The sequence below is a fragment of the Cellulomonas sp. SLBN-39 genome (assembly GCF_006715865.1).
Lineage (GTDB): Bacteria > Actinomycetota > Actinomycetes > Actinomycetales > Cellulomonadaceae > Cellulomonas.
Genome location: NZ_VFOA01000001.1, coordinates 2813133 through 2839694 on the forward strand (window position 1 = coordinate 2813133; position 26562 = coordinate 2839694).

General features: G+C 76.3%; 20 protein-coding genes. 11 read left to right on the forward strand and 9 right to left on the reverse strand.

The annotated features are described in order from the left end of the window. Positions 1-65: 65 nt before the first annotated feature. Entirely contained in the window at positions 66-1799 is a 1734-nt protein-coding gene (locus FBY24_RS12995) for a DEAD/DEAH box helicase (RefSeq protein WP_370510988.1), read from the reverse strand. 397 nt (positions 1800-2196) lie between these two features. On the opposite strand from FBY24_RS12995, the gene FBY24_RS13000 reads away from it, so the two are divergent. Both FBY24_RS13000 and FBY24_RS13010 read left to right on the forward strand, forming a co-directional pair. Beyond that, positions 2197-2988 (forward strand): ferritin-like fold-containing protein, encoded by a 792-nt coding sequence (locus FBY24_RS13000; RefSeq protein ID WP_142161167.1) that lies wholly within the window; start codon positions 2197-2199, stop codon positions 2986-2988. A gap of 594 nt (positions 2989-3582) precedes the next feature. Then, positions 3583-3951 carry a hypothetical protein gene (locus FBY24_RS13010; RefSeq protein WP_142161169.1) on the forward strand — a complete coding sequence of 123 codons (369 nt, stop codon included), beginning with the start codon at positions 3583-3585 and terminating at the stop codon, positions 3949-3951. 38 nt (positions 3952-3989) lie between these two features. Here the strand turns inward: FBY24_RS13010 and FBY24_RS13015 are convergent, their stop codons facing one another. The 3 genes from FBY24_RS13015 to FBY24_RS13025 form a co-directional block, all read right to left on the reverse strand. After that, positions 3990-4214, reverse strand: coding sequence for a hypothetical protein (locus tag FBY24_RS13015; RefSeq protein ID WP_142161171.1), 225 nt, complete (start codon positions 4212-4214; stop codon positions 3990-3992). A 519-nt stretch (positions 4215-4733) separates the two neighbouring features. Then, a complete protein-coding gene (locus FBY24_RS13020; RefSeq protein WP_140460780.1) occupies positions 4734-4958 on the reverse strand; it encodes a DUF3107 domain-containing protein in 225 nt (74 codons plus the stop codon). A gap of 62 nt (positions 4959-5020) precedes the next feature. Next, positions 5021-5689, reverse strand: a complete 669-nt coding sequence (locus FBY24_RS13025) for a TetR/AcrR family transcriptional regulator (protein ID WP_142161173.1) — start codon at positions 5687-5689, stop codon at positions 5021-5023. A gap of 170 nt (positions 5690-5859) precedes the next feature. On the opposite strand from FBY24_RS13025, the gene FBY24_RS13030 reads away from it, so the two are divergent. Further along, a complete protein-coding gene (locus tag FBY24_RS13030) occupies positions 5860-9144 on the forward strand; it encodes a UrvD/REP family ATP-dependent DNA helicase (protein ID WP_174243494.1) in 3285 nt (1094 codons plus the stop codon). Continuing rightward, positions 9141-12647 carry an ATP-dependent DNA helicase gene (locus FBY24_RS13035; RefSeq protein ID WP_142161177.1) on the forward strand — a complete coding sequence of 1169 codons (3507 nt, stop codon included), beginning with the start codon at positions 9141-9143 and terminating at the stop codon, positions 12645-12647. The genes FBY24_RS13030 and FBY24_RS13035 overlap by 4 nt, the downstream gene beginning before the upstream one ends. On the opposite strand, the gene FBY24_RS13040 is transcribed toward FBY24_RS13035, so the two are convergent. Further along, positions 12641-13573: a phosphotransferase gene (locus tag FBY24_RS13040; protein WP_142161179.1), complete on the reverse strand. Its 933-nt coding sequence runs from the start codon at positions 13571-13573 to the stop codon at positions 12641-12643. The genes FBY24_RS13035 and FBY24_RS13040 overlap by 7 nt on opposite strands. 127 nt (positions 13574-13700) lie before the next feature. Between FBY24_RS13040 and nudC the strand changes: the two genes are divergently transcribed. Continuing rightward, complete coding sequence (nudC, locus tag FBY24_RS13045; protein WP_255432382.1) at positions 13701-14744, forward strand: NAD(+) diphosphatase; 1044 nt, start codon at positions 13701-13703, stop codon at positions 14742-14744. A 49-nt stretch (positions 14745-14793) separates the two neighbouring features. Here the strand turns inward: nudC and FBY24_RS13050 are convergent, their stop codons facing one another. Beyond that, positions 14794-15054, reverse strand: coding sequence for a mycoredoxin (locus tag FBY24_RS13050; RefSeq protein ID WP_142161183.1), 261 nt, complete (start codon positions 15052-15054; stop codon positions 14794-14796). A 167-nt stretch (positions 15055-15221) separates the two neighbouring features. Here FBY24_RS13050 and FBY24_RS13055 point away from each other — a divergent pair, with 167 nt between their 5' ends. The 3 genes from FBY24_RS13055 (at position 15222) to FBY24_RS13060 (ending at position 18139) form a co-directional block, all read left to right on the forward strand. Then, positions 15222-17294, forward strand: a complete 2073-nt coding sequence (locus FBY24_RS13055; protein ID WP_142161185.1) for an ATP-dependent helicase — start codon at positions 15222-15224, stop codon at positions 17292-17294. Positions 17295-17478: 184 nt separating this feature from the next. Beyond that, positions 17479-17652, forward strand: coding sequence for a hypothetical protein (locus FBY24_RS19030; RefSeq protein ID WP_160158507.1), 174 nt, complete (start codon positions 17479-17481; stop codon positions 17650-17652). A gap of 145 nt (positions 17653-17797) precedes the next feature. After that, on the forward strand, positions 17798-18139 hold the full coding sequence (locus FBY24_RS13060; RefSeq protein WP_370510989.1) for a WhiB family transcriptional regulator: 342 nt from the start codon (positions 17798-17800) through the stop codon (positions 18137-18139). A gap of 132 nt (positions 18140-18271) precedes the next feature. On the opposite strand, the gene FBY24_RS13065 is transcribed toward FBY24_RS13060, so the two are convergent. Further along, positions 18272-19315, reverse strand: coding sequence for a ThiF family adenylyltransferase (locus FBY24_RS13065; RefSeq protein ID WP_142161187.1), 1044 nt, complete (start codon positions 19313-19315; stop codon positions 18272-18274). Positions 19316-19476: 161 nt separating this feature from the next. Here FBY24_RS13065 and FBY24_RS13070 point away from each other — a divergent pair, with 161 nt between their 5' ends. Beyond that, complete coding sequence (locus tag FBY24_RS13070) at positions 19477-20088, forward strand: YgjP-like metallopeptidase domain-containing protein (RefSeq protein ID WP_142161189.1); 612 nt, start codon at positions 19477-19479, stop codon at positions 20086-20088. A 50-nt stretch (positions 20089-20138) separates the two neighbouring features. On the opposite strand, the gene FBY24_RS13075 is transcribed toward FBY24_RS13070, so the two are convergent. Further along, positions 20139-21551, reverse strand: a complete 1413-nt coding sequence (locus tag FBY24_RS13075) for a zinc-dependent metalloprotease (RefSeq protein WP_142161191.1) — start codon at positions 21549-21551, stop codon at positions 20139-20141. Positions 21552-21701: 150 nt separating this feature from the next. Between FBY24_RS13075 and FBY24_RS13080 the strand changes: the two genes are divergently transcribed. Then, positions 21702-22832 carry a PDZ domain-containing protein gene (locus FBY24_RS13080; RefSeq protein ID WP_255432384.1) on the forward strand — a complete coding sequence of 377 codons (1131 nt, stop codon included), beginning with the start codon at positions 21702-21704 and terminating at the stop codon, positions 22830-22832. A gap of 34 nt (positions 22833-22866) precedes the next feature. Here the strand turns inward: FBY24_RS13080 and FBY24_RS13085 are convergent, their stop codons facing one another. Continuing rightward, positions 22867-23448: a PPA1309 family protein gene (locus FBY24_RS13085; protein WP_255432385.1), complete on the reverse strand. Its 582-nt coding sequence runs from the start codon at positions 23446-23448 to the stop codon at positions 22867-22869. Positions 23449-23551: 103 nt separating this feature from the next. Here FBY24_RS13085 and FBY24_RS13090 point away from each other — a divergent pair, with 103 nt between their 5' ends. Beyond that, a complete protein-coding gene (locus FBY24_RS13090; RefSeq protein ID WP_142161193.1) occupies positions 23552-26560 on the forward strand; it encodes a UPF0182 family protein in 3009 nt (1002 codons plus the stop codon). The last annotated feature ends 2 nt before the right edge of the window (positions 26561-26562 follow it).

A 26562-nucleotide genomic window follows, 5' to 3' on the forward strand; every position in this document is an offset into this window, starting at 1 on the left:
CAGGGCCCCGGTCGACGACGGTCGACCGGGGCCCTGCTCACCTGAGGACCAGGTGCACGTGAGGATCAGGCCTCGGCGTCACCCGTGGCCGGGGCACCCGCCCCGTCGCCCTGACCGGCACCGCCGCGCGACCGGCGACGGCGGCGACGGCGCGCCGCGCCCTCGCCGGAGCCCTCCGTCGTCGCGTCCCCGGGGGCGGGGGCGTCGGGGCCCGTGCCGGCCGGGGCGTCGGCCGTCGCCTCGACGGGCGCGCCGTCCTGGCCGCCGCGACGACGACGCCGCGACCGGCCCTCGCCCTCGGACGTGCCCGCCTCGCCCTCGCGACGCGGAGCCGCCTCCCGCTCGTCCTTCTCGCCGCGACCCGCACCGCGACCGCGACCGCGAGCCTCGCCGCGGGAGCCGTCCCCGCGCGAGCCCTCGCCGCGCCCGGCGGGACGCGCGTTGCGCTTGCCCGTCTCGCCGACGTCCTCGAGCGTCTCGGCGCCCAGACCGGCGCGCGTGCGCTGCGCCTTCGGCAGCCGGCCCGTCGTGCCCTCGGGGATGTCGAGGTCCGTGCGCACGTGCTCCGACGAGGAGTACGTCTCCACCGGCTCCGGGATGCCCAGGCCGAGCGCCCGGTCGATCAGGCCCCAGCGCGGGATGTCGTCCCAGTCGACGAACGTCACGGCGGTGCCCTGCGCACCCGCGCGGCCGGTGCGGCCCGTGCGGTGCAGGTACGTCTTCTCGTCCTCGGGGCACTGGTAGTTGATGACGTGCGTGACGTCCTCGACGTCGATGCCGCGCGCCGCGACGTCCGTGGCGACCAGCACGTCGACCTTGCCGTGCCGGAACGCGCGCAGCGCCTGCTCGCGCGCACCCTGGCCGAGGTCGCCGTGGATCGCGCCGGCGGCGAAGCCGCGCTCGACGAGCTCGTCCGCGACCTTCGCCGCGGTGCGCTTGGTGCGCGTGAAGACGATGGTCAGGCCGCGCTCGCGGGCCTGCAGGATCCGCGCCAGCAGCTCGACCTTGTCGAGGGCGTGCGCGCGGTAGACGACCTGACGGATGTTCTTGACCGTCTGGCCCTCGTCGTCGGGCTCGGCGGCTCGGATGTGCGTGGGCTGGCGCATGTAGCGGCGCGCCATCGCGACGATCGCGCCCGGCATGGTCGCGGAGAACAGCATGGTGTGGCGGGTCGGCGGCGTCGCGGCCAGCAGCTTCTCGACGTCGGGCAGGAAGCCCAGGTCGAGCATCTCGTCGGCCTCGTCGAGCACGACCTCGGTCGCGCGCGACAGCTTGAGGTGGCGCTGGTTGAGCAGGTCGATCATGCGGCCAGGGGTGCCGACGACGACGTCGGCCCCGCGCTGCAGCGCCTCGATCTGCGGCTCGTACGCGCGCCCGCCGTAGACCTGCACGATCCGCACGGCGCGCTTGCGCGAGGCCATGGCGAGGTCGCCGGCGACCTGCACGGCCAGCTCGCGCGTCGGGACGACGACGAGGGCTTGCGGCAGGCCCGGCTCGGGCAGCCGGTCGTAGCCGTCCTCGCCGGGTGCGACGACCCGGTGCAGCAGCGGGACGCCGAACCCGAGGGTCTTGCCGGTGCCCGTCTTGGCCTGGCCGATGATGTCGTGGCCGGCCAGCGCGACCGGCAGCGTCATGGCCTGGATGGGGAACGGGTGCGAGATGCCCGCGGCAGCGAGGGCCTCGACGATCTCGGGGCGGACCTCGAAGTCCGCGAACGACGCGTCGACGGCCTGCACGGACGACGCGCGGCGCGCACCCGTCGGCACGGGGGTCGGGACCGCGTCGGCGGAGGTGGTCACGGTGTCGATGTCAGGGGATCCCTCACCGGGGAGGGTGGACTGCTCGGTGGTCACACGGGGCTCTTCACTGCGAGGGTGGCGGCTCGCGCCACGGCCCGGCGTCCGAGCGGGTCGGATCGGGCAGCGACGGGCGGCACCACGCGGTCGGGCGGCAGCCGATCGTGGAGTGTCCTCGCGCGCGAGCGTCGTCGCTGCGACACCGCGTCGTGCGGGGAAGGTCGCGGACACGTGTCCTGCGACCCGGGGCAACCGAGACGACCGGGCAAACCGATGTACGGGTGTACACCGGCCACTGTAACCGACACGGCCGTCGCGGCCCGGGTGAGGTGCGCCCGCGCGCCGCGGTCACCCGCACACGGCCACCCGCCGGCACGGGGCCCGGCGTTACGATCGCCGGATGACGACCCGCGCCGACGACCCCGCCGCACCCGTCCCGACCGCGGCGCCGCCGGCGGGCGCCGGTGCGGACGCCGCCGAGGTCCCTGCCGAGGTCACCGGCCAGGACGCCGCCGACGCGGTCGAGGTCCTCGGCCTCGTCGCGGCCCTCGAGCACCGGGCGTTCGTGCGGCTCGCCGCCGACACCGCGCAGGCCCCCGACGTCGAGCAGGCCCTGGCGCTGAGCCGGTTCGCCGCCGCGTGCACCGGCCGGCGGGACCGGGTCCTGGCCCGCATCGACGAGCTCGGCGGCGACCCCGTCGCAGCCCTGGCGCGCTTCGACCAGGTGCTCGACGAGTTCGACGACCGCACGCCGTCGAGCACCTGGTGGGAGCGGCTGCTCAAGGCCTACGTCGGGTACGGCGTCGCCGACGACTTCTGCCGGCTCGCCTCGCGCGGCCTCGACCCCCGCTCGCGCGATCTCGTCGCCGAGCTCCTCGAGGACGCCTCGCACGCCGAGCTCGTGGTCCGCGAGCTCGACCGCGCGTGCGCCGACGACGAGGTCCTCACGTCCCGGCTCGCCCTGTGGGGGCGGCGCCTGGTGGGCGAGGCCCTCAACGTCGTGCAGCGGGTCGTGCAGCAGCGTCCCGGCGTGGCCCGCGCCGTCGACCGCGCCACCGCGGACGAGCCTGTCCCGACGTCCGCGCAGACGGCGCCGGTCGCCGACGTGCCGGCGCAGGCCCCGGCACGCGTCATCAACGAGCTGACCGCCGAGCACACCCGGCGCATGTCCCGCCTGCACCTGACGGCCTGACGGGCTCCGCACCTCTGCGCCGCAGACGCGCCTGACGGCTCACCACCGACTGGCTGTCCTGACCGGAGACGTTGGTCGAGCGGGGTGCGACGCGCTGATGCCGTGATGGTGCGAGGAGCCTGCCGCGGTGGAGCGGAGCTGCTCAGGTGTCCACGTCGCTCGCAGGAGGCCCTCGTGGTCCGCGCTCATGCCGCCCTGACGAGACCGCTGCGACCGCCGGCGGTGTCCTGCGCCGGGCGGCGTCCTGGTTCGCCGAGCGCGGGATCACCGTCGAGCGGGTGCTGTCCGCCAACGGCTCGCCCCACATCTCCGACCCGGGGCGCGGGACCTGCACCGGCCTGGCGGTCGAGCGCCGCCGCGACCGGCCCCACGCCGCCCGCGGGAACACGCCACCCATCACCCGATTGACCACCATGCCCGGTCGGTGCAGCTAGGCGGATTGAGCGAGGCGCACCGACCGACGACTCGGGTCCGTAGGGGTAATGTTAGAATCGGAACGACCGTCGGCGGAGGTGGGTATCAGTGCAATTGATGGATAGCTTGACGACGGTCGTTAGCCCCACGTCGGCGATTCTTGCCCGAGTGGTCGCCTGGATGAGCGACCGAGGAAGGGCTGAGGAGCACTATCGGATCTGGCGCTCACATTGGACCGACGAGCCGATCAAGGGGTACGCCAAGGCGCACGCCTTCGAGACCGCGATCTACTGGACCGTGGCTGCGGCCCCCGTGCTGTTCGTCGCCGCCCTGCTCGATGCACTCTTGTCGAGTCTTGTGAGCCCTGTCCGTACCGGTGGCATCTATGAGTTTTCTATGTGGTTCGTGGCTGGTCAGGTTCTCGCGAGATGGGTGATCTATCTGTCTGTCGACAGAAGTTCCACCTCCCGTGCGGCCACCAAGGTGACGACTGGCGTTCTTCTCGACGTCTTCATCGTGCTGGCGATCGGCCTGGGGTACATGCTCTAGCGGTCGTCGCTGTCACCCTGAGTCGCGCCGGTCCGGTTTCAGTCCATGTCGTTGCGCGGTGCGTAGTACACGGTGATGGACGGCCAGTCGCCATCAGCAGTGATCTCGTTGTGGAGGACCAGGTCGGTGACTTGAATGTCTCCGAGTTCCTCGATGGACTCAGCGACGGCTCGAAGTAGTGCCGGGTAGTTCGCCTGGTCGGGCCCGGCGGGGTTCCCCCGGGAGAATGTAAAAGAAAGCCACGGTGAGGGTGTGTCGTTCATGGCATGCGTCCTCGAGGAGAACTAGTTTTCGCTGGACATGTCGGCGGCGACTGCTGGGAGCCTGCGACCCGCATTCTGGACAGCTGCAGTGCGGTGATCACATGCCCCGCGGTAGCGGTGGTCTGGAAGTCCTCGACCGGGATTGCGGCTCGGTCGTCAAGGCCGCGGTTGCGCCCGACAAGCTGACCGAGGGCTTTGATCACGAGATCGGTGGACAACCTTGAGCTCTCCTGCCTCGGCCGGCAGCTGGCGAAGGCGCACTCGTCCAGATTCAGACCAGCTCGTCCAGCGTGAGCGGGTGGGGCGTGCGCGAGTCCAAGAGACAAGGGCGGCCGGAGGTCCGAGCTGCGCCGTTGCCTCGGCCACGAGGTGTGTCTGCTCGTCCACCGGGTTCTCGGCCGATGGGCCCGGGGGTGATGGGCGGGGGCAGCCTGCTGCTCGTGCCTCGGATGACGGGAGCGACGACGGGCGCCGCCCGGCCGGGGCCGGGGCGACGCCCGTGAGCATGCAGCGATGCGGTCAGATCGCGCCGAAGCCGACCCGGCCCTTGCTCTCCGCGCCGATCTCGACGTAGCCGATCGACGCCGTCGGGACGATGACGCGGCGGCCGCGCACGTCGGTCAGCTCGAGCGTCGGGCGGCCGGCGAGCGCGGCGTTGACGGCGGCGGTCACCTGCTCGGCGCTCTGGTCGGACTCGATCGTGATCTCACGCGTGAGGTGCTGCACGCCGATCGTGATGTCCACGGGTGTCTCCTTCGGCCCTCGGCCCGGTGCGGGTGCGCGCCGGGCGCTGCTCGGCGTCGATCCTAAGCGCCCTCGTGCGTGACGTCGGGCCGCAGCAGCCCCGCCACGCCGCGCCACACCAGCGCGGACACCAGGGCGACCACGTGCGCGGGGTCGGTGTGCCGGGCGTGCCGCCACCAGTACGTGGCCGCGCCCTGGGCGGTGCTGATGAGCGTCGCGGCGAGCACGTCGGCGTCCTCGGCCGGCAGCGTGGTCACCTGCAGGAGCACGTCGCGGATGCGGTGCGCGGCCTCGACGGGCCCGCGCTCGACGCGGGCGCGCACGTCGGCGTCGTGCGTCACGTCGGACTCGAAGAGCAGCGCCGACGCCTCGCCGGCGACCTGGACGAAGTCGAGGTACGCGGCCACGACGGCCGCCACGACACGTCGTCCCTGGCCGGGCTCGACCGGCCCGCGCTCGACGGGCTCCACGGCCCGCTCCACCGCGGCACGCAGCGTCTCGCCCTGGGCGTCGACGACGGCGAGGTACAGGTCGAGCTTGGACGGGAAGTGGCGGTACAGGACGGGCTTGGAGACCTCGGCGCGGTCGGCGATGTCGTCCATCGAGACGTGGTGGAAGCCCTCGGACGCGAACAGGTGCTGGGCGACCGCGAGGAGCTGGGACCTGCGCTCGGCGCGCGCCATGCGCGGGCCGCGGTGGCGACCCGCCGTGGGGGGCTCGGCGTCGGTCATCTGGCGATCGTAGCCAGGGCGCGCGCCCGACCGGCCTGCGACCTGCCGGGACGTGCCGTCCGGCGTGCTGCCGGACCAGCTGCCCGGGGCCCGTCCCGCCCCGGACCGACGTGCACCGCCGGTGCGCCGGCGCGCGCGGGTGTCGGTGGCCCGTGGTCTCATCGGACATCGTGACGACCCCGACGACCACCCGGCTCCTGCGCCCGACCGTCGAGGCGCCCGTCGCCCTCGACGCGCAGCAGCAGGCGGCCGTCGACCGGGTCGTGGCGGGTGCCGACGCCGCGGTCCTGGTGACCGGGGCGCCGGGGACGGGGCGCACCACGGTCGGGATCGAGGCCGTCGTGGCGGCCGTGGACGCGGGTCTGGCGCCCGACGACGTGCTCGTGCTGACCGCGGACCGGCGCACCGCCGGCGAGCTGCGCGACCGGCTCACCGCCCGGCTGGGTCGCACCAGCGGGCGTCCGCTGGTGCAGACGCCGGCCGCCGTGGCGTTCGCGGTGCTGCGGGCCCGTGCGGCCGCGCTCGGCGAGCCCTCGCCCGTGCTCGTCTCGGGCCCGGAGCAGGACGTCGTGCTGGGCGAGCTCCTCGCGGGGCACGCCGCCGGCGACGGCCTCGGCCCCGTGTGGCCGCCGTCGGTGCCGGAGCAGGCGCTGACCGCCCGGGCGTTCCGCGACGAGCTGCGCGACCTGCTCATGCGTGCCGCCGAGCGGGGCCTGGACCCCGGGGACCTGGCCGCGCTGGGCCGCAGCGCGGACCGGCCCGAGTGGGTCGCCGCCGCGCACCTGTACGGCGAGTACCTCGACGTCATGACCCTGGCGACGTCGACGCCCGACGCGGGGGAGCGGCTCGACCCGGCGGTCGTCGTGGACACGGCGGTCGCGGCCCTGCGGCACTGGGAGGACGACGTGCCCGGCACGCCGCGGCCCGCCCGGCGGCTCGTGGTCGTCGACGACCACCAGGAGACCACCGCCGCCACGGCGCGGCTGCTGCGCGCGCTGGCCGACGACGGCGCCCGGCTGCTGCTGCTGGGCGACCCCGACGTCGCCGTGCAGACCTTCCGCGGCGGCCAGCCCGGGCTCGTGGCGCGCGCGGCGGTCACCGGCCGCGGGCTCGGCGAGCTCGGGGCCGCGCACGTCGTGCTCCGCACCGTCTGGCGCCAGAGCGTGGCGCTGCGCGCCGTGACCGCCCGCATCACCGACCGCGTCCCGGTCGCGGGGACCGCCGCGCACCGTCGCGTCGACGTCGCGCCGTCCTGCGCCGCCGGCCCTCCGGCCCAGGTCGCGGTGCTGCCCAGCGCCGCGCAGGAGGCCGCGTGGGTCGCGCACGCGCTGCGCCGCAGCCACCTGCAGGACGGCGTGCCGTGGGACGCGATGGCGGTCGTCGCCCGCTCCGGCACCCGGGTCACCGCCCTGCGACGGGCGCTCGCGCAGGCCGGCGTGCCCGTCAGCGTGCTCGGCAGCGACGTCCCGCTGCGCGACGAGCCGGCCGTGCGCCCGCTGCTCGACCTGGTGCGCGTCGCCGCAGGCGCGCCGCTGGACGCCGAGACCGCCGCCCGGCTGGCCTGCTCGCCCGTCGGCGGGCTGGACGCCGTCGGGCTGCGCCGCGTGCGCCGCGCGCTGCGCGCCGAGGAGCTCGCGGCCGGCGGCGGACGCTCGAGCGACGCCCTGCTCGTCGAGGTCCTCGACGCCCCCGGGCGCGCGGTGACCCTGCCCTCGCACGTGGGACGGCCCGTGGACCGGCTCGCCGCGGTGGTCGCCGCCGGGCGGGCTGCTGCGCAGGCGCCCGGCGCCGACGTCGAGTCGGTGCTGTGGGCGGTCTGGGACCGGGCCGGGCTCGCCGAGACGTGGCGCCGGGTCGCGCTCGCGGGCGGGGCGTCCGGCGAGCGGGCCGACCGCGACCTCGATGCGGTCCTCGCGCTGTTCCGTGCGGCCGAGACGTTCGTCGACCGCAACCCCCGGGCCACGCCGGAGGCGTTCGTCACCTGGGTCGAGGACCAGGACCTGCCCGCGGACTCCCTGGCGGCGCGCTCGCGGACCGCGGGCGTCGGTGTGCTCACGCCCCCGGGCGCGGCCGGGCGGTCCTGGGACGTGGTGGCCGTCGTCGGCGTGCAGGAGGGCACGTGGCCCGACCTGCGGCTGCGGGACTCGATGCTCGGCGCGCAGGCCCTGGTCGCGGCCGTGGCAGGCCGCGAGCCGGACGCCCCGGCCGACGCCCGCGCCGCGGTCCTGGCCGACGAGCTGCGCTCCTTCGCGCTCGCGTGCTCCCGGGCCCGCACCCGGCTGCTGGTGACGGCGGTCGCCGACCAGGACGACTCCCCGTCGCCGTTCCTCGACCTCGTGCAGCCCCCGCCGGCCGACGGCCCGGACCCGCGCCGCACGAGCGCCCCGGCCCCGCTGGACCTGCGCGGCCTCGTCGCCCGGCTGCGCGCGCACCTCGAGCGGACCGCCCGCGAGCACGGCACGCCCGACCCGGCGGCGGCGCGCACCCTCGCGCGGCTCGCCGTCGTCGGCATCCCCGGCGCCGACCCCGACCGGTGGTTCGGGCTGCCCGAGCCGTCGAGCGACGAGCCGCTGTGGTCCGACGGCGAGAAGGTGCCCGTCTCGCCGTCGAAGGTCGAGACGGCGCAGCGGTGCGCGCTGCGCTGGGCCCTGGAGGCCGCGGGCGGCACGCCGTCGCAGTCGTGGAGCCAGTCGCTGGGCACTCTCGTGCACGCCATCGCCCAGGAGCACCCGCGTGGCGACCGCCCCACCCTCGCCGCCGAGCTCGACCGGCGCTGGCCCGAGCTGGGCCTCGGCGACGGGTGGGCGTCGCTGTCCGCGCGCCGCCGCGCCGACGCGATGATCGACCGGCTCGCGGTGCACCTGCGGACCAGCGGCGCCCCCGTGCTCGTCGAGGCGGACTTCGTGCTCGAGACCGACCGGGCGCTCGTGCGCGGGTCGATGGACCGGGTCGAGCTCGCGGACGTCGGTGGTGGGACGGCCCGCGGCGAGGACGCGCCCGGCGGCGAGGGCGCGCCCGGCGGCGACGACGCGCCCGGCGGTGACGACGCGCCCGCCGCCGTGGACGCCGCCGTGCCGCCGTCCGCCGTGCGGGTCGTCGACCTCAAGACCGGCACCCGGGTGCCGACCGTCGCGCAGACGGCCGAGCACCCCCAGCTCGGCCTCTACCAGCTCGCGGTCGACGCCGGTGCCGTGCCGGGCCTGCCCGAGGGCACCACGAGCGCGGGCGCCGCCCTGGTGTTCGTCGCGTCCGGCACGCGCGGACCCACGACGCGCGAGCAGGACGCGCTCGGCCCGGAGACCGACGGGCCGTCGTGGGCGCGGGCCCTCGTCGACGACGTCGCCGACCAGATGGCCGCCGCGCAGTTCGAGGCGCGCGGCAACGAGCTGTGCGACCGGTGCCCGGTGCGCCGGTCCTGCCCGCTGCGCGCCGAGGGCGGGCAGGTCGTCGCATGAGCGCGCGCCCCTCGACCACGTCCGTCGCGCTGTCGGCCGTGCAGATCGCCCAGCTCCTCGGGCAGCACCCGCCCACGGACGAGCAGCGGCAGGTCATCGAGGCGCCGCTCGCGCCGTCGCTGGTCGTGGCCGGTGCCGGCTCGGGCAAGACCGAGACGATGGCCGGTCGCGTGGTCTGGCTCGTCGCCAACGGCCTGGTCACCCCCGACCAGGTGCTCGGGCTGACGTTCACCCGCAAGGCCGCGGGCGAGCTCGCCGAGCGCGTGCGCCGCCGCCTGCGCGCGCTGGTGCGGGCCGCCGCGGCGCAGGGTGTCGACCTGCCGGGGGCCGCCGACCTCGCCGACGAGCTCGCCCGCCCGCAGGTCTCGACCTACCACGCCTACGCCGGCTCGCTCGTGTCCGAGCACGCCCTGCGGGCCGGCATCGAGCCCGGTGCGCGGCTGCTGGGCGAGGCCGCGCAGTGGCAGCTCGCGTCCGAGGTCGTCGAGCAGTGGGCGGGCGACCTCGACACCGCCGCCGCGACGTCGACCGTCGTCGAGGCCGTGCTGAGCCTGTCGGGTGCGCTCGACGAGCACCTGCTCGACCCCGCGGGTGCGCGCGCGGCGATCGACGACCTCGTCGCGGCGATGGACGCGACCCCGCCCGGCACCCCGCCCCGCGCGCCCTACGCCAAGGTCCGCGACCTGCGCTCCTCCCTCGGGGAGCGGTCCCGGGTGCTCGAGCTCGTCGCCGCCTACCGGGCGCGCAAGCGGGCCGCCGACTCGCTCGACTTCGGCGACCAGGTGGCGATCGCTGCGCGGATCGCCCGCGACGTCCCGGAGGTCGGCGCCGGGGAGCGCACCCGCTGCCGGGTCGTGCTCCTCGACGAGTACCAGGACACCTCCTACGCCCAGCTCGCGCTGCTGTCGGCGCTCTTCGGCGGCGGGCACCCGGTCACGGCCGTCGGCGACCCCCACCAGTCGATCTACGGCTGGCGCGGTGCCAGCGCCGGGGGACTGGCCCGCTTCCCCGACACGTTCCCCGCCGTCGGCCCCGACGGGGACCGGCGCCGCGCCGAGGTCGTCCAGCTGTCCACGTCGTGGCGCAACGACCACGCCGTGCTGGACGCCGCCAACCGGGTCGCCGCGCCGCTGCGCGGCGACGGCAGGGTCGACGTCCCCGAGCTGCGGGCGCGGCCGGGAGCCGGCGCGGGGGTGGTGCAGGCCCGCGTCGACGCGACGGTCGAGGACGAGGCCCGCGGCGTCGCCCAGCTGGTCGCGGCGCACTGGCGGTCCGGCACCCACCCCGACGGGCGACGGACCGCCGCGGTGCTGTGCCGCAAGCGGTCCCAGTTCGAGCCGCTGCGCCGCGCGCTGCGGGCCGAGGGGCTGCCCGTCGAGGTCGTGGGCCTCGGCGGCCTGCTGGCGGCGCCGGAGGTCGTGGACCTCGTGGCCGTGCTCCAGGCGGCGCACGACCCGACGCGCGGCGACGCCCTCGTGCGGCTGCTCACCGGTGCCCGCACCCGGCTCGGTGCGCGCGACCTGCACGCCCTGGGGGACTGGGCGCGGCACCTGGCCCGGCTCTCGGCACCGCGGCAGGCCGACCCCGCCGACCCCGCCGACGCGGGCGGGGGCGAGGCCGGCACCGGGCAGGTCGTGGTCGAGGGTGACGTGGTCGACGCGTCCAGCCTCGTCGACGCGCTTGACGACCTGCCGCCGGCCGGATGGGTCAGCGGTGCGGGCCGACGCCTCACGCCGCAGGGCCGGGCCCGGCTCGCGGACCTGGCGGCGGTGCTGCGGGCGGTGCGCCGGCAGGCGGGCCTGTCGCTGCCCGAGCTGGTCGGCGAGGCCGAGCGGCTCTTCGGCCTCGACATCGAGGTGCAGTCCCGCTCCGACGTCACCCCCGCCCGGGCCCGCGCGCACCTGGACGCGTTCCGCGACGTCGCCGTCGAGTTCGCCCGCGCCGCGGACCGGCCCACGATCGGGGCGTTCCTGGCCTGGCTGGAGGCTGCCGAGCAGCGCGAGGACGGGCTGGACCTGCCCGTGACGGAGCCGGACCCGGACGCGGTCCAGCTCATGACGGTGCACGCTTCCAAGGGGCTGGAGTGGGACGTCGTGGCGGTGACCGGTCTGGTCGACGGCGGGCTGCCCGCCACGGCCGTCCTGGGCAAGGACGGTCCGCTGGACTCGGGCTGGCTCACCGGGCTCGGGGTGCTGCCCTACCCGCTGCGCGGCGACCGCGACGACCTGCCCGCTCTCGACCTCGGCGGTGCCGCGGACCCGAAGGAGCTCGCCGAGCGCCTGGTCCGGTTCCGCCAGGACGCCGGCGAGCACGAGGTCGCCGAGGAGCGCCGCCTCGCCTACGTCGCCCTCACGCGGGCCCGGGAGCGGCTGCTGCTCAGCGCCGCCCGGTGGGGTGACGCCAAGACGCCCCGGCGCGTCTCGCCCTTCCTGTCCGAGCTGGTCGAGCACGGCCTCGCCGAGGTGCTGGCCTGGGCGGACGAGCCCGAGCCGGGCACCGACAACCCCCGGACCGGCGACGTCGAGACGGCGGTGTGGCCCGCCGACCCGTTCGCCGTCGACGGTGCCGCGCCCCGGCGCCCGGCGGTCGAGGCGGCCGCCGACGCCGTGCGGGACGCCCTGCGCGCGGTGCGGGCGGCGGCCGGAGCCGATCGCGGTCCGGCCGGGGACGGGCCTGGCTCGCCCGGGGGCGGGCCTGGCTCGCCGCGACGGTCGGACGGCCCGGGAGCCGCGGGTCCGGGCGCGCCAGACGCCCCACCGCCGAGCCCGCCGGACGCCCTACCGCCGACCGACTGGGACGCCCTCGCCGACCGGCTGCTCGCCGAGCAGCTCGAGCGTCGCACCGGGAACCAGCAGGTCGACCTGCCCGCGCACCTGTCGGCGTCCGCACTGGTCCGCCTCGACGCGGACCCGGCAGCCTTCGCGCTCCAGCTGCGCCGCCCGGTGCCCCGCGAGCCGTCCCGGCAGGCGCGGCGCGGCACCGCGTTCCACGCCTGGGTCGAGGCCTACTACGGGCGCACCACGCTCGTCGACCTCGACCTGCTGCCGGGCGCCGACGACGACTCGCTGCCGGTCGACGCCGACCAGGACGCCCTGCGCGCGGCGTTCCTGGCGACGCCCTGGGCGGACCGCACGCCGCTGGCCGTCGAGGTCGACGTCGAGACCACCATCGGCGGGCACGTGCTGCGCTCCCGCATCGACGCGGTGTTCCGCGACCCCGACGGGCCCGAGGGGTCGGTCGTCGTCGTGGACTGGAAGACCGGCGCCCCGCCGACAGACCCGGCGCACGAGGCGTCCCGCGACCTGCAGCTGGCGGTGTACCGGCTCGCGTGGTCACGCTGGACGGGCACCCCCGTCGAGCAGGTCGCCGCGGCGTTCTGCTACGTGGGTGCCGGCGTCACGGTGCGCCCGCGACGGCTGCTCGACGCCGACGAGATCGCCGCGCTCCTGCACGCCGCGACGGGCGCACCCGGGGACGGGCCGGTGCCTGCCGCCGCTCAGTAGGCGGCCTCGGCCTCCGCGTGCACGTGCTCGTCGAGCTCGGTGAGCATGGCCACCGCGTCGTCGACGACCTCGGGGCTCTGCGTGCGCACGCCGTGCAGCAGCCACCGGGCGAGCGCGAGCTCCCCGGCGAGCAGGGCGCGGTCGGCCAGGTGCGGGTCGCTCAGCTCGGTGCGCCGCAGCAGGTACGACTCCATGATCGCGTCGACCGCGTCCTGCGGGGCCGCCACCAGCAGCCACGACAGATCGTCGGCGGGGTCGGCCACCATCGCGTCGCCCCAGTCGAGGACGGCGGTGACCGTGCCCTCCGCGACGAGCAGGTGCGCGCTGGTCAGGTCGGCGTGCACGACGGTGGGCCGGAACCGCCACATCGCGACGTCCTCGAGCATGTCCTCCCAGCGGCGCAGGAGCGACGGCGGCACGAGCCCGGTCCGGGCGGCCTCGTCGACCTCGGCCTGGCGCCGCTCGCGGTACCCGGCGGCGTCGTACACCGGCAGCCCGGCCTCCTCGACGACGGACGTCGGCAGCTCGTGCAGCGCGGCCAGGGCACGGCCGATCTCGGCGGCCAGGCCGGGGCCGGGGCGGAGGGTCTCCAGGCGCAGCGGGCGCCCGATCAGCTGCCGGTGCACGGCGGCGCGGCCGCCCTCGGGCAGGTGCGCGAACCCCTCGGTGCGCGGCACCGCGAACGGCAGCGTGCCGTCGTCGACGAAGGGGCGCAGCGCGGCCAGGAGGGCGATCTCGGCCTCGAGGGCCGCACCGGCGGCGGCGTGCTGCGGGGCGCGCACGACCCACCGGCGGCGCACCGAGTCGATGACCACGGCCTCGTCGAAGTCGGGGCCGGTGCCGCTCGGACGGCGCACGTCGTACGCGTCGAGCCCCGGGATCGCGACGGTCGCCAGGGCGGCGAGGGCGAGCGGCGAGCGTGTCACGGGAGCCAGCGTAGGTGCCCGTGCCGTGGACGGGGTGCCGTCGCCGCGGTGTGTCCGCGTCCGGTTCGTCCCGGTGCGGGCGTCGCTGACCGGGTCGTCGGGTCGTCCGGGACGTACCGTGGGCGCCGTGACGAGCGCGACGCTGGCCCACCTGCCCCTGGCCCGGGCCTCCGTGCCCCGAGCGGCCGAGCGCCGCACCGAGCCGGACGTGATCGGCTCCGCCGTGCGGGACCCGCGCACGCGCGTGCTGCTGGTGCGCGCGGGCCAGGTGCTCACGCAGGACCCGGCCCGGGTGCTGTGGCTGACCCCCGCGCAGGCGTCGGCCGCGTGGGGCCCGCGGGCCGCCGACGGCGTCGGCGAGCACGACGGCGTGGCACACGACGGCGTGGCGCACGACGGCGTGGGGCCGGGCGACGACGCCTGGCTGCTGCTCGGCCAGGAGGACGACGGCGGCGACGTGCTGGCGCTGCGGATGCCCGACCACGAGGCGCTGCCCCGCACGGGCGCCGCGGCGGACGCGGCCGTCCACCAGGACGCGGCGGCGGCGGGGGCGTGGCGCGGGCTGCGCGCCGTGGGGGCCGCCCTCGACGCGCACGACGCGGGCCTGGCCACGACGGCGGTCGCGCTCGACACGTGGCACGACCGTCACCCGCGCTGCCCGCGCTGCGGGTCCGCGACCCGGGTCGCGCAGGCGGGCTGGTCGCGGGTGTGCGTGCAGGACGGGTCGGAGCACTACCCGCGCACCGACCCGGCCGTGATCATGGCCGTCGTCGACGACGCGGACCGCCTGCTGCTCGGGCACGCCGCCGCCTGGGCGCCGGGCCGGTTCTCCACGCTCGCGGGCTTCGTCGAGGCGGGGGAGTCCGCCGAGCGGGCGGTCCGCCGGGAGGTCCTGGAGGAGGCCGGCGTCGAGGTCGGCGAGGTCGTCTACCGCGGCAGCCAGCCGTGGCCGTTCCCCGGGTCGTTGATGCTCGGGTACCGGGCGCACGCCACGAGCACGGACGTGCGCGTGGACGGCGTGGAGCTGACCGACGCCCGCTGGTTCACCCGGGACGAGCTGGCGCGGGCCGTGCTCGCGGGCGAGGTCGTGCTGCCGAGCGGGGCGTCGATCGCCCGGGCCCTCGTCGAGGAGTGGTTCGGCGGGCCGGTGGCGGAGCCCGAGCAGGCCTGACGCCGGGTCCGACCAGGAACCGCCGGACCCGGGCGGGCCCCGCCGCGGCTCACACGCCCAGGCGGGCCTTGACCTGCGCGAGCGACGGGTTCGTCGCGGCCGTGCCGTCGGGGAAGACCACGGTGGGGACGGTCTGGTTGCCGCCGTTGACCGAGGCCACGTACTCGGCGGCGTCGGGCTGCTGCTCGATGTCGACGACGTCGTACGCGATGCCCGCGGAGTCGAGCTGCGTGCGCAGCCGGTGGCAGTAGCCGCACCACGTGGTGGAGTACATCGTCACGGTGCCGGCAGGCGGTGCGGTCGTCGTCATCGTCCCTCGTCGTCGCTCGTCGTGGGCCGGTCGCACGCGGCGCCCGGCGGCCCCGGTGCGGGGCTCCCGGCCGCGTCAACGCCCGGGGGCGGCCGTGTGTTCCCCCCGGGGGCACCGCCTGTGGACGGTGCACGGGTGCGGCGGTGCGGCTGCGAGACTGGTCGACGATGCCCGTCCACGCCTCCGCCGACGCCCTTCTCGACGCCCTCGACCCCGAGCAGCGTCAGGTCGCGAGCACCCTGACCGGTCCCGTCTGCGTCCTCGCGGGGGCCGGCACGGGCAAGACCCGCGCGATCACGCACCGCATCGCCTACGGCGTCCGCACGGGGGTGTACCGCCCGGCGTCGGTGCTGGCGGTGACGTTCACGGCACGTGCCGCGGGCGAGATGCGGGTGCGGCTGCGCGACCTGGGCGTCGCGGGCGTGCAGGCGCGGACCTTCCACGCGGCGGCGCTGCGCCAGCTCGGCCACTTCTGGCCGCGCGTCGTCGGCGGGTCTGCACCGCGCATCGTCGAGCAGAAGTCGGTGCTGGTGGCCGAGGCGGGGCGGCGCGTGGGGCTGCCGGTGGACCGGGTCGCCGTGCGCGACCTGGCCGGTGAGATCGAGTGGTCGAAGGTCTCGCTCGTGACGGCCGACGACTACCCGGCGGCCGCGGCCGCGGTGATGCGCCCGGCGCCGGCGGGGCACGACGCGCACGCGGTGGCCCGGCTCATCACGGCGTACGAGGACGTGAAGACCGAGCGCGGCGTCGTCGACTTCGAGGACGTGCTGCTGCTGCTCGCCGCGATGCTGGGGCAGCGTCCGGAGGTCGCCGAGGAGGTCCGCGGCCAGTACCGGCACTTCGTCGTCGACGAGTACCAGGACGTGAGCCCGCTCCAGCAGCACCTGCTCGAGCAGTGGCTCGGCGGGCGGCGCGAGCTGTGCGTCGTCGGCGACCCGAGCCAGACCATCTACTCGTTCGCGGGCGCGTCCCCGCACCACCTGCTGACGTTCCGCAAGCGGTACCCCGGCGCGGCCCAGATCAAGCTGGTCCGCGACTACCGCTCGACGCCGCAGGTCGTGGCCCTGGCGAACCGCCTGCTCACGGCCACCCGCCGGCCGGCGGACCCCACGCCGCTGCACCTGGTGGCCCAGCAGCCCGACGGCCCGCGCGTGCGGTGGACGGCCTACGACCACGACGAGGCGGAGGCGGCGGGCGTCGCGGCGCGCGCGGCACGGCTCGTCGCGTCGGGGGTCCGGCCCAGCGAGATCGCCGTGCTGTACCGGACGAACGTGCAGGCCGAGGCGTTCGAGCAGGCCTTCGCGAGCGCCGACGTGGGGTACCAGGTGCGGGGCGGCGAGCGGTTCTTCGCACGTCGCGACGTGCGGGACGCGCTGGTGCTGCTGCGCGGCGGCGCCCGGTCGGCTGACCCGGGCACGCCCCTGGGGCAGACGGTGCGCGACGTGCTGACGAGCGTCGGCTGGGCGCCGACGCCCCCGGCGTCGCGCGGTGCGGCGCGCGAACGGTGGGACGCGATGCACGCGCTGGTCACGCTCGCGGACGACCTCGCCGCGGCCCGGACGCCGGGCGCCGCACCGGGCGAGGACGTGCTGGACCTCGGCGCCGGGCGGACCCTCGTGCCGGCCGACGGCGGTGCGTCGCTCGCGGACCTCGTGGCCGAGCTCGACGAGCGCGCGGCCGCCCAGCACGCGCCCACCGTCGAGGGGGTCACCCTCGCGTCGCTGCACGCGGCGAAGGGGCTGGAGTGGGACGCGGTGTTCCTCGTCGGCCTCTCGGACGGGCTGCTGCCCATCTCGCTGGCGCAGACCGACGCGGCGGTGGCCGAGGAGCGGCGCCTGCTCTACGTCGGCGTGACCCGCGCCCGCCGGCACCTGGAGCTGTCCTACGCCGGGGCCCGCACGCCGGGCTCGCGCGCGTCGCGCCGGCGCACCCCGTTCCTGGACCGGCTGTGGGGGCAGGACGTGGACGAACGGCGCGGCACCGCGGACGGCGACGTCGACCGCGCGCTCGTGGAGCGGCTGCGCCGCTGGCGCGAGGAGGTGGCGCGCGAGCGCGGCGTCCCGCCGTCGCGCGTGCTGACCGACGGCATGATCACCGACGTCGCGGCGCTGCGGCCGTCGAGCCCGGCCGAGCTGCGGCAGGTGCCCGGCCTGGGGCAGACGCGTCTGGCGGACGTGGGTGCGGCGCTCCTCGCCGTGGTGACCTCCCAGGACGGGGCGGGGTCCGCCGGCCAGCCCTGACGTCCGCGATGCGGCAGTCCTCCGGCGATGTCCGGGGCGGTCGGCGGGTCCGCAGAAACTCGTCGAGAACTTTCTCGTTATTCGCTTGTCGCGTTCGCGCGCGGCGTCCTACGGTGAACCCGTCGCTGATCGAGCGGTGCCGTCCTGGGGGACGGTGCCCGACCCGGAGGGAGGTGTGCACGACATGGAGAGCATCACGATGACCGGCTACGCCGCCGTGACCGCCGTGCGTCTGCGCACCCTCGCGCCCACCGGGACCTCGTTCCAGGGGCGCAGTGTGTCCACCGCCGGCCACGTCGAGCGCCGGACGGGCACCCCGAAGCAGCTCGGCACCGATCTTCCACGCAGGACTCCCTAGGCCTCACCCACTGAGGCGTTCAGGCCGCGGAGTCCTTCTCGGACCCGCGGCCTTTCTCGTTCCTCCGGCACCTCGCCGGCGAGAGGGCACGTCGGTCCGTCACCGACGCACCACAGCTCATCAGCGAGGACACCAGGAGGACATCGTGCAGCTCACGACGCTGCCCGACACCACGACCCCGGGCGCGACCAGCACCTGGGCCGGTACCACGGTCACGGAGGACCGCGAGCAGTTCGACCGCATGGTCGCCGACCTCGTGCCGTGCCGGTCGAACGACCCCGAGCTCTGGTTCGCCGAGCGGCAGGCCGAGGTCGAGCGCGCCAAGGCGCTGTGCCGCGGCTGCCCGCTGGTCGAGGGCTGCCTCGCCGGCGCCGTCGAGCGGGCCGAGCCGTGGGGGGTCTGGGGCGGCCAGGTCTTCGTCGGCGGCGTGGTCGTGCCGACGAAGCGGGGCCGGGGCCGTCCGCGCAAGGACGCGGCCGCGGCCTGACGGGACGCCGCCGTGCACGCCGGACGCCCTGCCGCACCCACCACCCACCACCACCGGACGCCGGGTCCCGCGCTCGCGGGGCCCGGCGTCGTGCGTCGTACCGCAGCCCGGGGGGCTGACGGCGCCGGTGGATCAGGGGCCCGGCGGACCCGGCAGCCGGGAGCACCCGCAGTCGGGGTGGGCCGGCCAGTCGCGGACGCGGCCGACGACGTCGGGCAGCGCGAGCTGCACCGTCGCACCGGTGAGGGACGGGACAGCGCCGTCGACGTGCACGAGGACCTGCGCCGCGGCCAGCGCGGCGCTCGCACCGGCGACGACGCCGACCTCGCCGCCGCGGCGACCCGCCGCACCGGTGCCGGCGCCGCCCGCGGTGAGGCGGGCCAGCACCGTCGGCCAGGCGGGGTCGATGTCGGCACGGTGCAGGTCGAGGCAGTGCAGGCACGGGTCGAGCCCGGGGCGCACGAACGGTCCGACGGTGGTGTCCGCGGCGCGCACCACCACCGACAGGTGCGCGAGCCCGTGCGCCATGAGCAGCGTGGCCCGCGCCGGGTCGGCCGCGTCGTGCTCGACGACCACCACGACGTCGGGCGCGGCGTCGACGTCGACGCGCACACCCGGTGCGGCGTCCTGCAGGGCCCGCCGCGCCGCGGTCGCGCGCGGCACCCCCACGTCGGCCCACCGGTGCGCCCCGCCCGCCACGTCGACCGAGCCGACGGGGGAGTCGTCGTCCAGCAGGAGGGTGCCGACGCCGGCCGTCGCCAGGTGCGTCGCCACGGCCATCCCGGTGGCGCCGAGGCCGACGACCCCCACGACGGCCCGCGACCGGGCGAGGACCTGCCGCTCGCCGTCCCCGTCGGCGGTGAGCAGGGACCACGCGTCGGCGTCCGCGGACGCCGGGCCGTGCACCGCGGTGCCCGGCGCGGGGTCGGGCCGGGTCAGGCCCGCCGCCGCGAGATCGGCGACGGTCTGCCGGACGCGGGCCGCCCGCGCGCCGGCGCCGCGGGCGAGCGCGTCGAGGTCGGTGCCGGGCCCGACCCCGCACCACAGCCGCACCTCGTCCGGGTCGAGCCCGTCGACGCGGACCGCCCAGCGGGGGTCGAGGCCGACCTGCACCTCGTCCGCTCCGCGGGGCAGCACCTGCACACCCGGCCGCAGCCGTACCGTCCTCGTCCGCACGGCGGGCACTGTCGCAGGTCGGCACGCGTCCCGTCGCCCGCCGTCCACAGCGCCCGCCCGCCCGCCGCCCGCACTCCTCGCCGCCGGCCCGGCCACGCCCGTCGTGCGCCGCGCCGGGGGTGGTCGACGCCGCCGTCGGCGGTCGGCGCTAGCGTGCAGGGGTGCCGGTCCCCGAGGAGCCGCCCCGCACGGGCGCGCACGCGCGCGGCCCGGACGCGCCGGTCGAGGTCCGCCGGTCGCGGCGCAGGTCCCGCACCGTCAGCGCGTGGCGGGAGGGCGACGTCACCGTCGTCGCGATCCCCGCGGGGTTCACCCGCAGCCAGGAGCGCGAGTGGGTGGGGCGCATGGTCGCCCGGCTCGCGGCGCAGGAGGGTCGCCGTCGCCCGTCCGACGCCCAGCTCGCGTCGCGGGCGACGGACCTGTCCCGGCGGTACCTCGGCGGGCGGGCCGTCCCGACGAGCGTGCGCTGGTCGAGCAACCAGGGGCGCCGCTGGGGGTCGTGCACCCCCACCGACGGCACGATCCGCATCTCCGACCGCGTGCGGGGCATGCCCCGCTGGGTCCTGGACTACGTGCTGCTGCACGAGCTCGTGCACCTGCTCGTGCCCGGGCACGGCCCCGACTTCTGGGCCGAGCTGGCCACGTACCCGCACACCGGGCGCGCCCGCGGCTTCCTCGAGGGGTACGGCTACGCCCAGGACCGCGGGCCACGTCCGTCGCCGGACGGCGCCGACGAGCCGCCGGGCGACGACGAGGACGACGTCGACGCCTGACGCCGCCCGAGCGGCCCGCTCGCGGGCCCGGGCGGCGTCGGGCGCCCGCGTCAGGCCGGTGCGGGACCGTCCTCGTCGCCGAGGATCTCCGCGAGCGCACGGTCCAGGTCCGCCGACCCCTCCACGGCCGCCGCCCGCCGCGCGTCGTAGCCGGCGGGGTCGTCGAGGTCCTCCGCGGCGGGCACGAGGTCGGGGTGCGCCCACACCGCGTCCCGGCCGTCGACGCCGCGCGTGGTCGTCAGGTGCGCCCACACGGCGGCCGCGTCGCGCAGCCGCCGGGGCCGCAGCTCCAGGCCCACGAGGCTCGCGAACGTCTGCTCGGCTGGCCCGCCCGCGGCACGCCGGCGCCGCACCATCTCCTGCAGCGGGACCGCGTGCGGCAGGTGCGGCAGCGCGGCCCGGGTCGCGACCTCGTCGACCCAGCCCTCGACGAGCGCGAGCGCCGTCTCCAGCCGCGCGAGGGCCGCCTGCTGCTCGGGCGTGGTCTGCGGCGCGAACACCCCGCCGGACAGCGCCTGCTGGAGCGCGGCCTGGTCGGTGGGGTCGATCGCGCCGACGGCCTCCTCGAGCTGGTCGACGTCGACGGTGATGCCCCGGGCGTACTGCTCGACGGCGTCGAGCAGGTGGGCGCGGACCCAGGGCACGTGCGCGAACAGGCGGGTCGCGGCGACCTCGCGCAGCGCGAGGTACAGCCGGACCTCCTCGGGCGGGGCGTCCAGGCCCTCGGCGAACGCGTCGACGTTGCCGGCGACGAGGGCCGGCGCGGGCTTCTCCAGCAGCGGCAGGCCGATGTCCGTGGTGCCGAAGACCTCGCGTGCGAGTGTCCCGGCCGCCTGCCCGACCTGCAGGCCGAAGACCGCCGAGCCCAGCCCGCGCAGCAGGCGCTGCGGGTCGCCGAGGGGCGAGCCGCCGCCGTCGGGCAGCCCGCCGAGCAGGCCGTCCTCGCCGGCGGCCCGGCCGAGGGCCTGCGCGAGGGCGGTCGACAGCGACGACGCCACCGGCTCGGTCAGGGCCCGCCACGTGGGCAGCGTCGCCTCGACCCACTCGGCGCGGCTCCACGCGTGCGGGGTCCCGCCCGACGGGGGCAGCGACGTCGCCGCGTCCAGCCACAGCTCGGCCACGGACAGCGCGTCGAGGACCTCGCGGCGGCGCGCGGGCGACAACGACGGGTCCCCGCCCTGCGCGGCCTGCTGGCGGGCCAGGTCGTGCGCCATCTGCCAGTTCACGGGCTCGTCGCCGGACGCGGCGAACATGCGCTGCACCTGCGAGACCACCTGGGCCAGCAGCGCCGGGTCCGACGGCAGGCCCGAGGCGGCGGCCATCGCGGCGGGGTCCATGCCGCGCTCGCGCATCTCACGGATCGCGTCGTCGGCGGCGGGGCCGAGCACGGCGCGCAGCATCTCCTCCCACGGCTGCGGGCCGTCCTGGTGCGGACCGCTCGGGGCGGGGACGTCGGGGCTCATGCGGGGCCTCCCGGGATCGGTGACGGCTGCGGACCTCACGGTAACCAGCCGCCGTGGGCCGCACCCCCGCGCGGGCTGCCCGGTTCGCTCACGGCGCAGCGACCCGCTGGTGCGCACGGACCGCACAGCGGCGTGGGGGATGATCGGGGGGTGCTCGACGACCACACCCAGGACGGACCCGTGCCGCACCCCGCCGCGTCGCAGGCCGACCCGCCCGAGGAGGCCCCCCGGGTGACGCCGCGCGCGGTCATCCTCTCGCTGGGCATGCTCGTGACGTCCGCGCTCGCGGCCGTGCTGGTGGTGGTCCCCGCCCCCTACGCGGTGACGAGCCCCGGCCCCACGCGGGACGTCCTCGGCGAGGTCGACGGCACGCCCCTGATCGCGGTCGACGGTGCGACCACGTACCCGTCGACGGGCGAGCTGCGGCTGACCACGATCAGCAGCACGGGCGGCCCCGGCTACCCCTCCAGCGTGCTGGACACGCTGCGTGGCTGGGTGTCGTCGACGAGCGTCGTGCTGCCCCGCGAGCAGGTCTACCCGCCGGCGACCACGCAGGACGAGATCGACGAGACCAACACCGAGGAGATGGTGTCCTCGCAAGAGAACGCCACGGTCGCGGCGCTGACCGAGCTCGGCTACGACGTCCCCGCGACGCTCGTGGTCGCCGGGACCGTCGAGGGCTCGGGTGCGCAGGGCCTGCTGGAGGAGGCGGACGTCCTCACGCAGATGGACGGCGTGGACCTGCCCGACTACCAGACGCTCATCGGGGCGCTCGCGGACGTGACGCCCGGGGACACGGTGACGCTGACGGTGCAGCGCGAGGGGCAGGCGCGCGACGTCGAGGTCGTGACGGGGGAGCGCGAGGACGGTGGCGCGCAGATCGGCGTGTTCATCGACCCGCAGTTCGACATGCCGGTGGACGTGACGATCAACATCGACGGCATCGGCGGCCCCAGCGCCGGCACGATGTTCGCCCTCGGGATCGTCGACCTGCTCACCCCGGAGGACGAGGCGGGCGGCGAGGTCATCGCGGGCACGGGCACGATGGACGTGTCCGGGGCGGTGGGGCCGATCGGCGGGATCCGGCAGAAGCTCGCGGGCGCGCAGCGCGACGGGGCGGCGTGGTTCCTCGCACCGGCGGACAACTGCGCGGAGGTCGTCGACCACGTGCCGGACGGCCTGCGGGTGGTCAGCGTGCAGACGCTGCACGAGGCCCGTGAGGCCGTCGTGGCGATCGGCGCGGGGACGGCGGACGACCTGCCGACCTGCACCGCCGGCTGACCGGCGGGCACCTGACGGGCCGCTGCCCGCGGTGTCAGTCGAGCGTCGCGCGGACGGCCGCGACCAGGCCCGGGACGAGGTCCGCGCCCTGGGCGACCGCGTCGTCGGTGTCGTGCGCCCGGGTGCGCAGCGCGCACCAGGACGTGCCGTCGCGCAGGGCGCCCACGGCGAGACGGACGTCCTGCCGCTGCGGGTGCGCGAGGAGCTGCTCCAGCGCCGCCGCGGGGTCGGCGGGCAGCGCCTCCTCGGCCTCGGGCGGCAGCACGACACGCTCGACGGTCACGGCGACCCCGTCCACGGCGTCGGGCCACGACAGGGCGGCGAGGAGCTGCTCGAGGTCGTCGGCGGCCGGCAGGCCCTCCTGCTCGACGGACGTCAGGTGCCAGTCGTCGGCCCGCGCGGCCGCCAGCACGTCGGGGGTCAGCTGGTCGGCCAGGCCGGGCTCGGCGGCGAGCGCCGCCTGCGTGCGCACGAGCGCGAAGACCCGGACGGGTGCGTCCCAGCCGGCGGCGGCCACGTGGTGCTCGACCTCGCGGACCGCGTCGGCGAGGGCGTGGCCGGCGCGTGCCTGCGGGGTGCGGGCGGGGGAGGGCTGGTCGGGTGCGGTGCTGCTCACGGGCCCATCGTCGCACCGTGTGGGAACCTGAGGCCCACGCTGTGCGTTCCACCGCACGACATCCCCAGGCCCGACCCGCCCCGACGACGAGGACCTCTGCACCGTGACCTCCGCCTCACCCCCCCGCCCCCGCCCGGTCGCCGGCCGGCGTCGTGGCGTGCTCGTGCCCACGCTCGTCACGCTCGGCGTGATCGTGGTCGCCGTGCTCGTCCTCGCGCAGGTCTGGACCGAGGTCATGTGGTTCGACCAGCTCGGCTTCGTCGAGGTCCTGCGCACCGAGTGGGCGACCCGCGGCCTGCTGTTCGTCGCGGGCTTCGCGCTCATGGCCGGCGCCGTCGGCTTCAGCCTGAGCTTCGCCTACCGCTCCCGCCCGGTGTACGCGCCGACGACGCAGGAGCAGGCCAGCCTCGACCAGTACCGCGAGGCCATCGAGCCGCTGCGCCGTCTGGTGCTGATCGTCGGCCCGGTGGTCCTCGGGCTGTTCGCCGGCGGTGCCGCGTCGCAGCAGTGGACGACGGTGCAGCTGTGGATCCACGGCGGCCAGGTCGGCGAGGTCGACCCCGAGTACGGCATGGACCTCGGCTTCTTCCTGTTCACGCTGCCCGGCCTGCGGTTCGTGGTGTCGTTCCTCATGGCGGTGACGGTGCTGTCGGCCATCACGGCGGTCGCGACGCACTACCTGTACGGCGGGGTGCGGATCGGCGGCGGCTCGGGCACGCCGCGGACCACGCGGGCCGCGCGGGTGCACCTGTCGGTGCTCGGTGCGGCCGTGCTGGTGCTCATGGCGGCCAACTACTGGCTCGACCGGTACTCGATCCTCACCAAGCAGCAGAGCGGGGACAACCGCTGGCAGGGTGCCGGGTTCACCGACATCAACGCGGTCGTCCCGTCCCGGGCGATCCTCGCGGTCGCCGCGCTGGTCGTCGCCGGCGCGTTCGTCGCGACCGCGATCACGGGCAACTGGAGGCTCCCGGCCATCGGCGTGGGCCTCATGGTCGTGGCGGCGATCGTCGTCGGCGGCGTGTACCCCGCGATCGTGCAGCGCTTCCAGGTGCAGCCGAACCAGCAGGACGCCGAGAGCGACTACATCCAGCGCAACATCGACGCGACCCTGGCGGCGTACGACCTCGAGGACGTGCAGGTCGAGGAGTACGACGCGTCGGTGACCGCGGAGCCGGGCGCGCTGCGCGAGGACGCCGAGACGACGGCGTCGATCCGTCTGCTCGACCCGACGATCGTGTCGCCGTCGTTCAAGCAGCTGCAGCAGATCCGTGGCTTCTACGACTTCCCGGAGTCGCTGTCGGTCGACCGGTACGAGATCGACGGCGAGAGCCGCGACACCGTCATCGCCGTCCGCGAGCTCGACCTCGCGGGCCTGAACGACGCCCAGCGCAACTGGACGAACGACACCACGGTGTACACGCACGGGTTCGGGGTGGTGGCCGCGTACGGCAACACCCGCGGTGCCCGGGGTGCGCCCGAGTTCTGGGAGGGCGGCATCCCGTCCACCGGTGAGATGGGCGACTACGAGCCGCGCATCTACTTCGGCCAGTCGTCGCCGGAGTACTCGATCGTCGGCGGGCCCGAGGGGACCGACGGCTGGGAGTTCGACTACCCGGACGACGAGACCGGCACGGGCTCGGTGCCGTACCGGTTCCCGACGCAGGACGTCAGCGCGGGCCCGGAGATCGACGACCCCTTCAGCAAGCTGCTGTACGCCCTGAAGTTCGGCGACGAGCAGATCCTCTTCTCCGACCGGGTGACGCCCGACTCGCAGATCCTGTACGACCGTGACCCGCGCGAGCGCGTGGCCAAGATCGCGCCGTACCTCGACCTCGACGGGCGCGTGTACCCGGCGGTCGTCGACGGGCGGGTCAAGTGGGTCATCGACGGCTACACCACGTCCGACCAGTACCCGTACGCCGCGCTGCGTTCGCTGGAGGAGGCGACGACCGACTCGCTCACGGAGACGTCGGCGACGGTGCAGACCCTGCTGCCCAAGCAGGTGAACTACATCCGCAACTCCGTGAAGGCCACGGTCGACGCCTACGACGGGTCCGTGGACCTGTACGCGTGGGACACGCAGGACCCGGTCCTCGCGGCCTGGCAGGAGGTCTTCCCGACGTCGCTGCAGCCGATGAGCGAGATCAGCGGCGAGCTCATGAGCCACCTGCGCTATCCCGAGGACCTGTTCAAGGTCCAGCGGAACCTGCTGAACCAGTACCACGTGACCGACGCGGCGCAGTTCTTCTCCGGCAACGACTTCTGGGCCAACCCGTACGACCCGACGGTCACCAGCACCGAGGTCCCGCAGCCGCCGTACTACCTGACGCTGCAGATGCCCGGCGCGGACGAGGCCCGGTTCTCGTTGATGTCGACGTTCATCCCGTCCGGGGCGAACGCGCGCAACGTGCTCACCGGCTACCTCGCGGTCGACGCGGAGGCGGGCGACACGCCGGGCCAGGTGTCGGAGAGCTACGGCACGCTGCGGCTGCTGGAGCTCTCCCGCGACTCCACGGTGCCCGGGCCCGGCCAGGCGGCGTCGAACTTCACCGCCGACCCGACGGTGTCGAACGAGCTGAACATCCTGGCCCGCGGCGACTCCCTGGTGCGGCGCGGGAACCTGCTGACGCTGCCCGTCGGCGGCGGCCTGCTGTACGTGCAGCCCGTGTACGTGCAGGCGTCCAGCGGCACCACGTACCCGCTGCTGCAGCGCGTGCTCGTGTCGTTCGGCGACGAGATCGGCTTCGCCGAGACCCTCGACGGGGCGCTCGACCAGGTGTTCGGCGGTGACTCCGGTGCGGAGGCCGGCGACGCGGGCACCGAGGGCGAGTCCGGGACCCCGCCGACCGAGGAGCCCACGGACGGCGCGACGGCGGAGCCGACGGCCGAGCCCACGGCGGAGCCGACCGCCGAGCCCAGCCCGGGCTCGGGCGTCGTCACCGACGCGCGCACGGCGCTCGACGAGGCCCTCGCCGACGCCCAGCAGGCGATCGAGGACGGGCAGGCGGCCCTGGCCGACGGCGACTTCGCCGCGTACGGCGAGGCGCAGGACCGGCTCGACGCGGCCATCGCCGAGGCCCTGGCCGCCGAGGGTCGCCTCGACGACTGACG

What these genes read in the sequence shown, in the direction of transcription:
- FBY24_RS19030 (WP_160158507.1), top strand. Translation starts at nt 17,479, where the DNA reads ATGGAGAGCATCACGATGACCGGCTACGCCGCCGTGACCGCCGTGCGT.
- FBY24_RS13015 (WP_142161171.1), bottom strand. Translation starts at nt 4,214, where the DNA reads ATGAACGACACACCCTCACCGTGGCTTTCTTTTACATTCTCCCGGGGG.
- FBY24_RS13075 (WP_142161191.1), bottom strand. Translation starts at nt 21,551, where the DNA reads ATGAGCCCCGACGTCCCCGCCCCGAGCGGTCCGCACCAGGACGGCCCG.
- FBY24_RS13000 (WP_142161167.1), top strand. Translation starts at nt 2,197, where the DNA reads ATGACGACCCGCGCCGACGACCCCGCCGCACCCGTCCCGACCGCGGCG.
- FBY24_RS13035 (WP_142161177.1), top strand. Translation starts at nt 9,141, where the DNA reads ATGAGCGCGCGCCCCTCGACCACGTCCGTCGCGCTGTCGGCCGTGCAG.
- FBY24_RS13050 (WP_142161183.1), bottom strand. Translation starts at nt 15,054, where the DNA reads ATGACGACGACCGCACCGCCTGCCGGCACCGTGACGATGTACTCCACC.
- FBY24_RS13055 (WP_142161185.1), top strand. Translation starts at nt 15,222, where the DNA reads ATGCCCGTCCACGCCTCCGCCGACGCCCTTCTCGACGCCCTCGACCCC.
- FBY24_RS13025 (WP_142161173.1), bottom strand. Translation starts at nt 5,689, where the DNA reads ATGACCGACGCCGAGCCCCCCACGGCGGGTCGCCACCGCGGCCCGCGC.
- FBY24_RS13010 (WP_142161169.1), top strand. Translation starts at nt 3,583, where the DNA reads ATGAGCGACCGAGGAAGGGCTGAGGAGCACTATCGGATCTGGCGCTCA.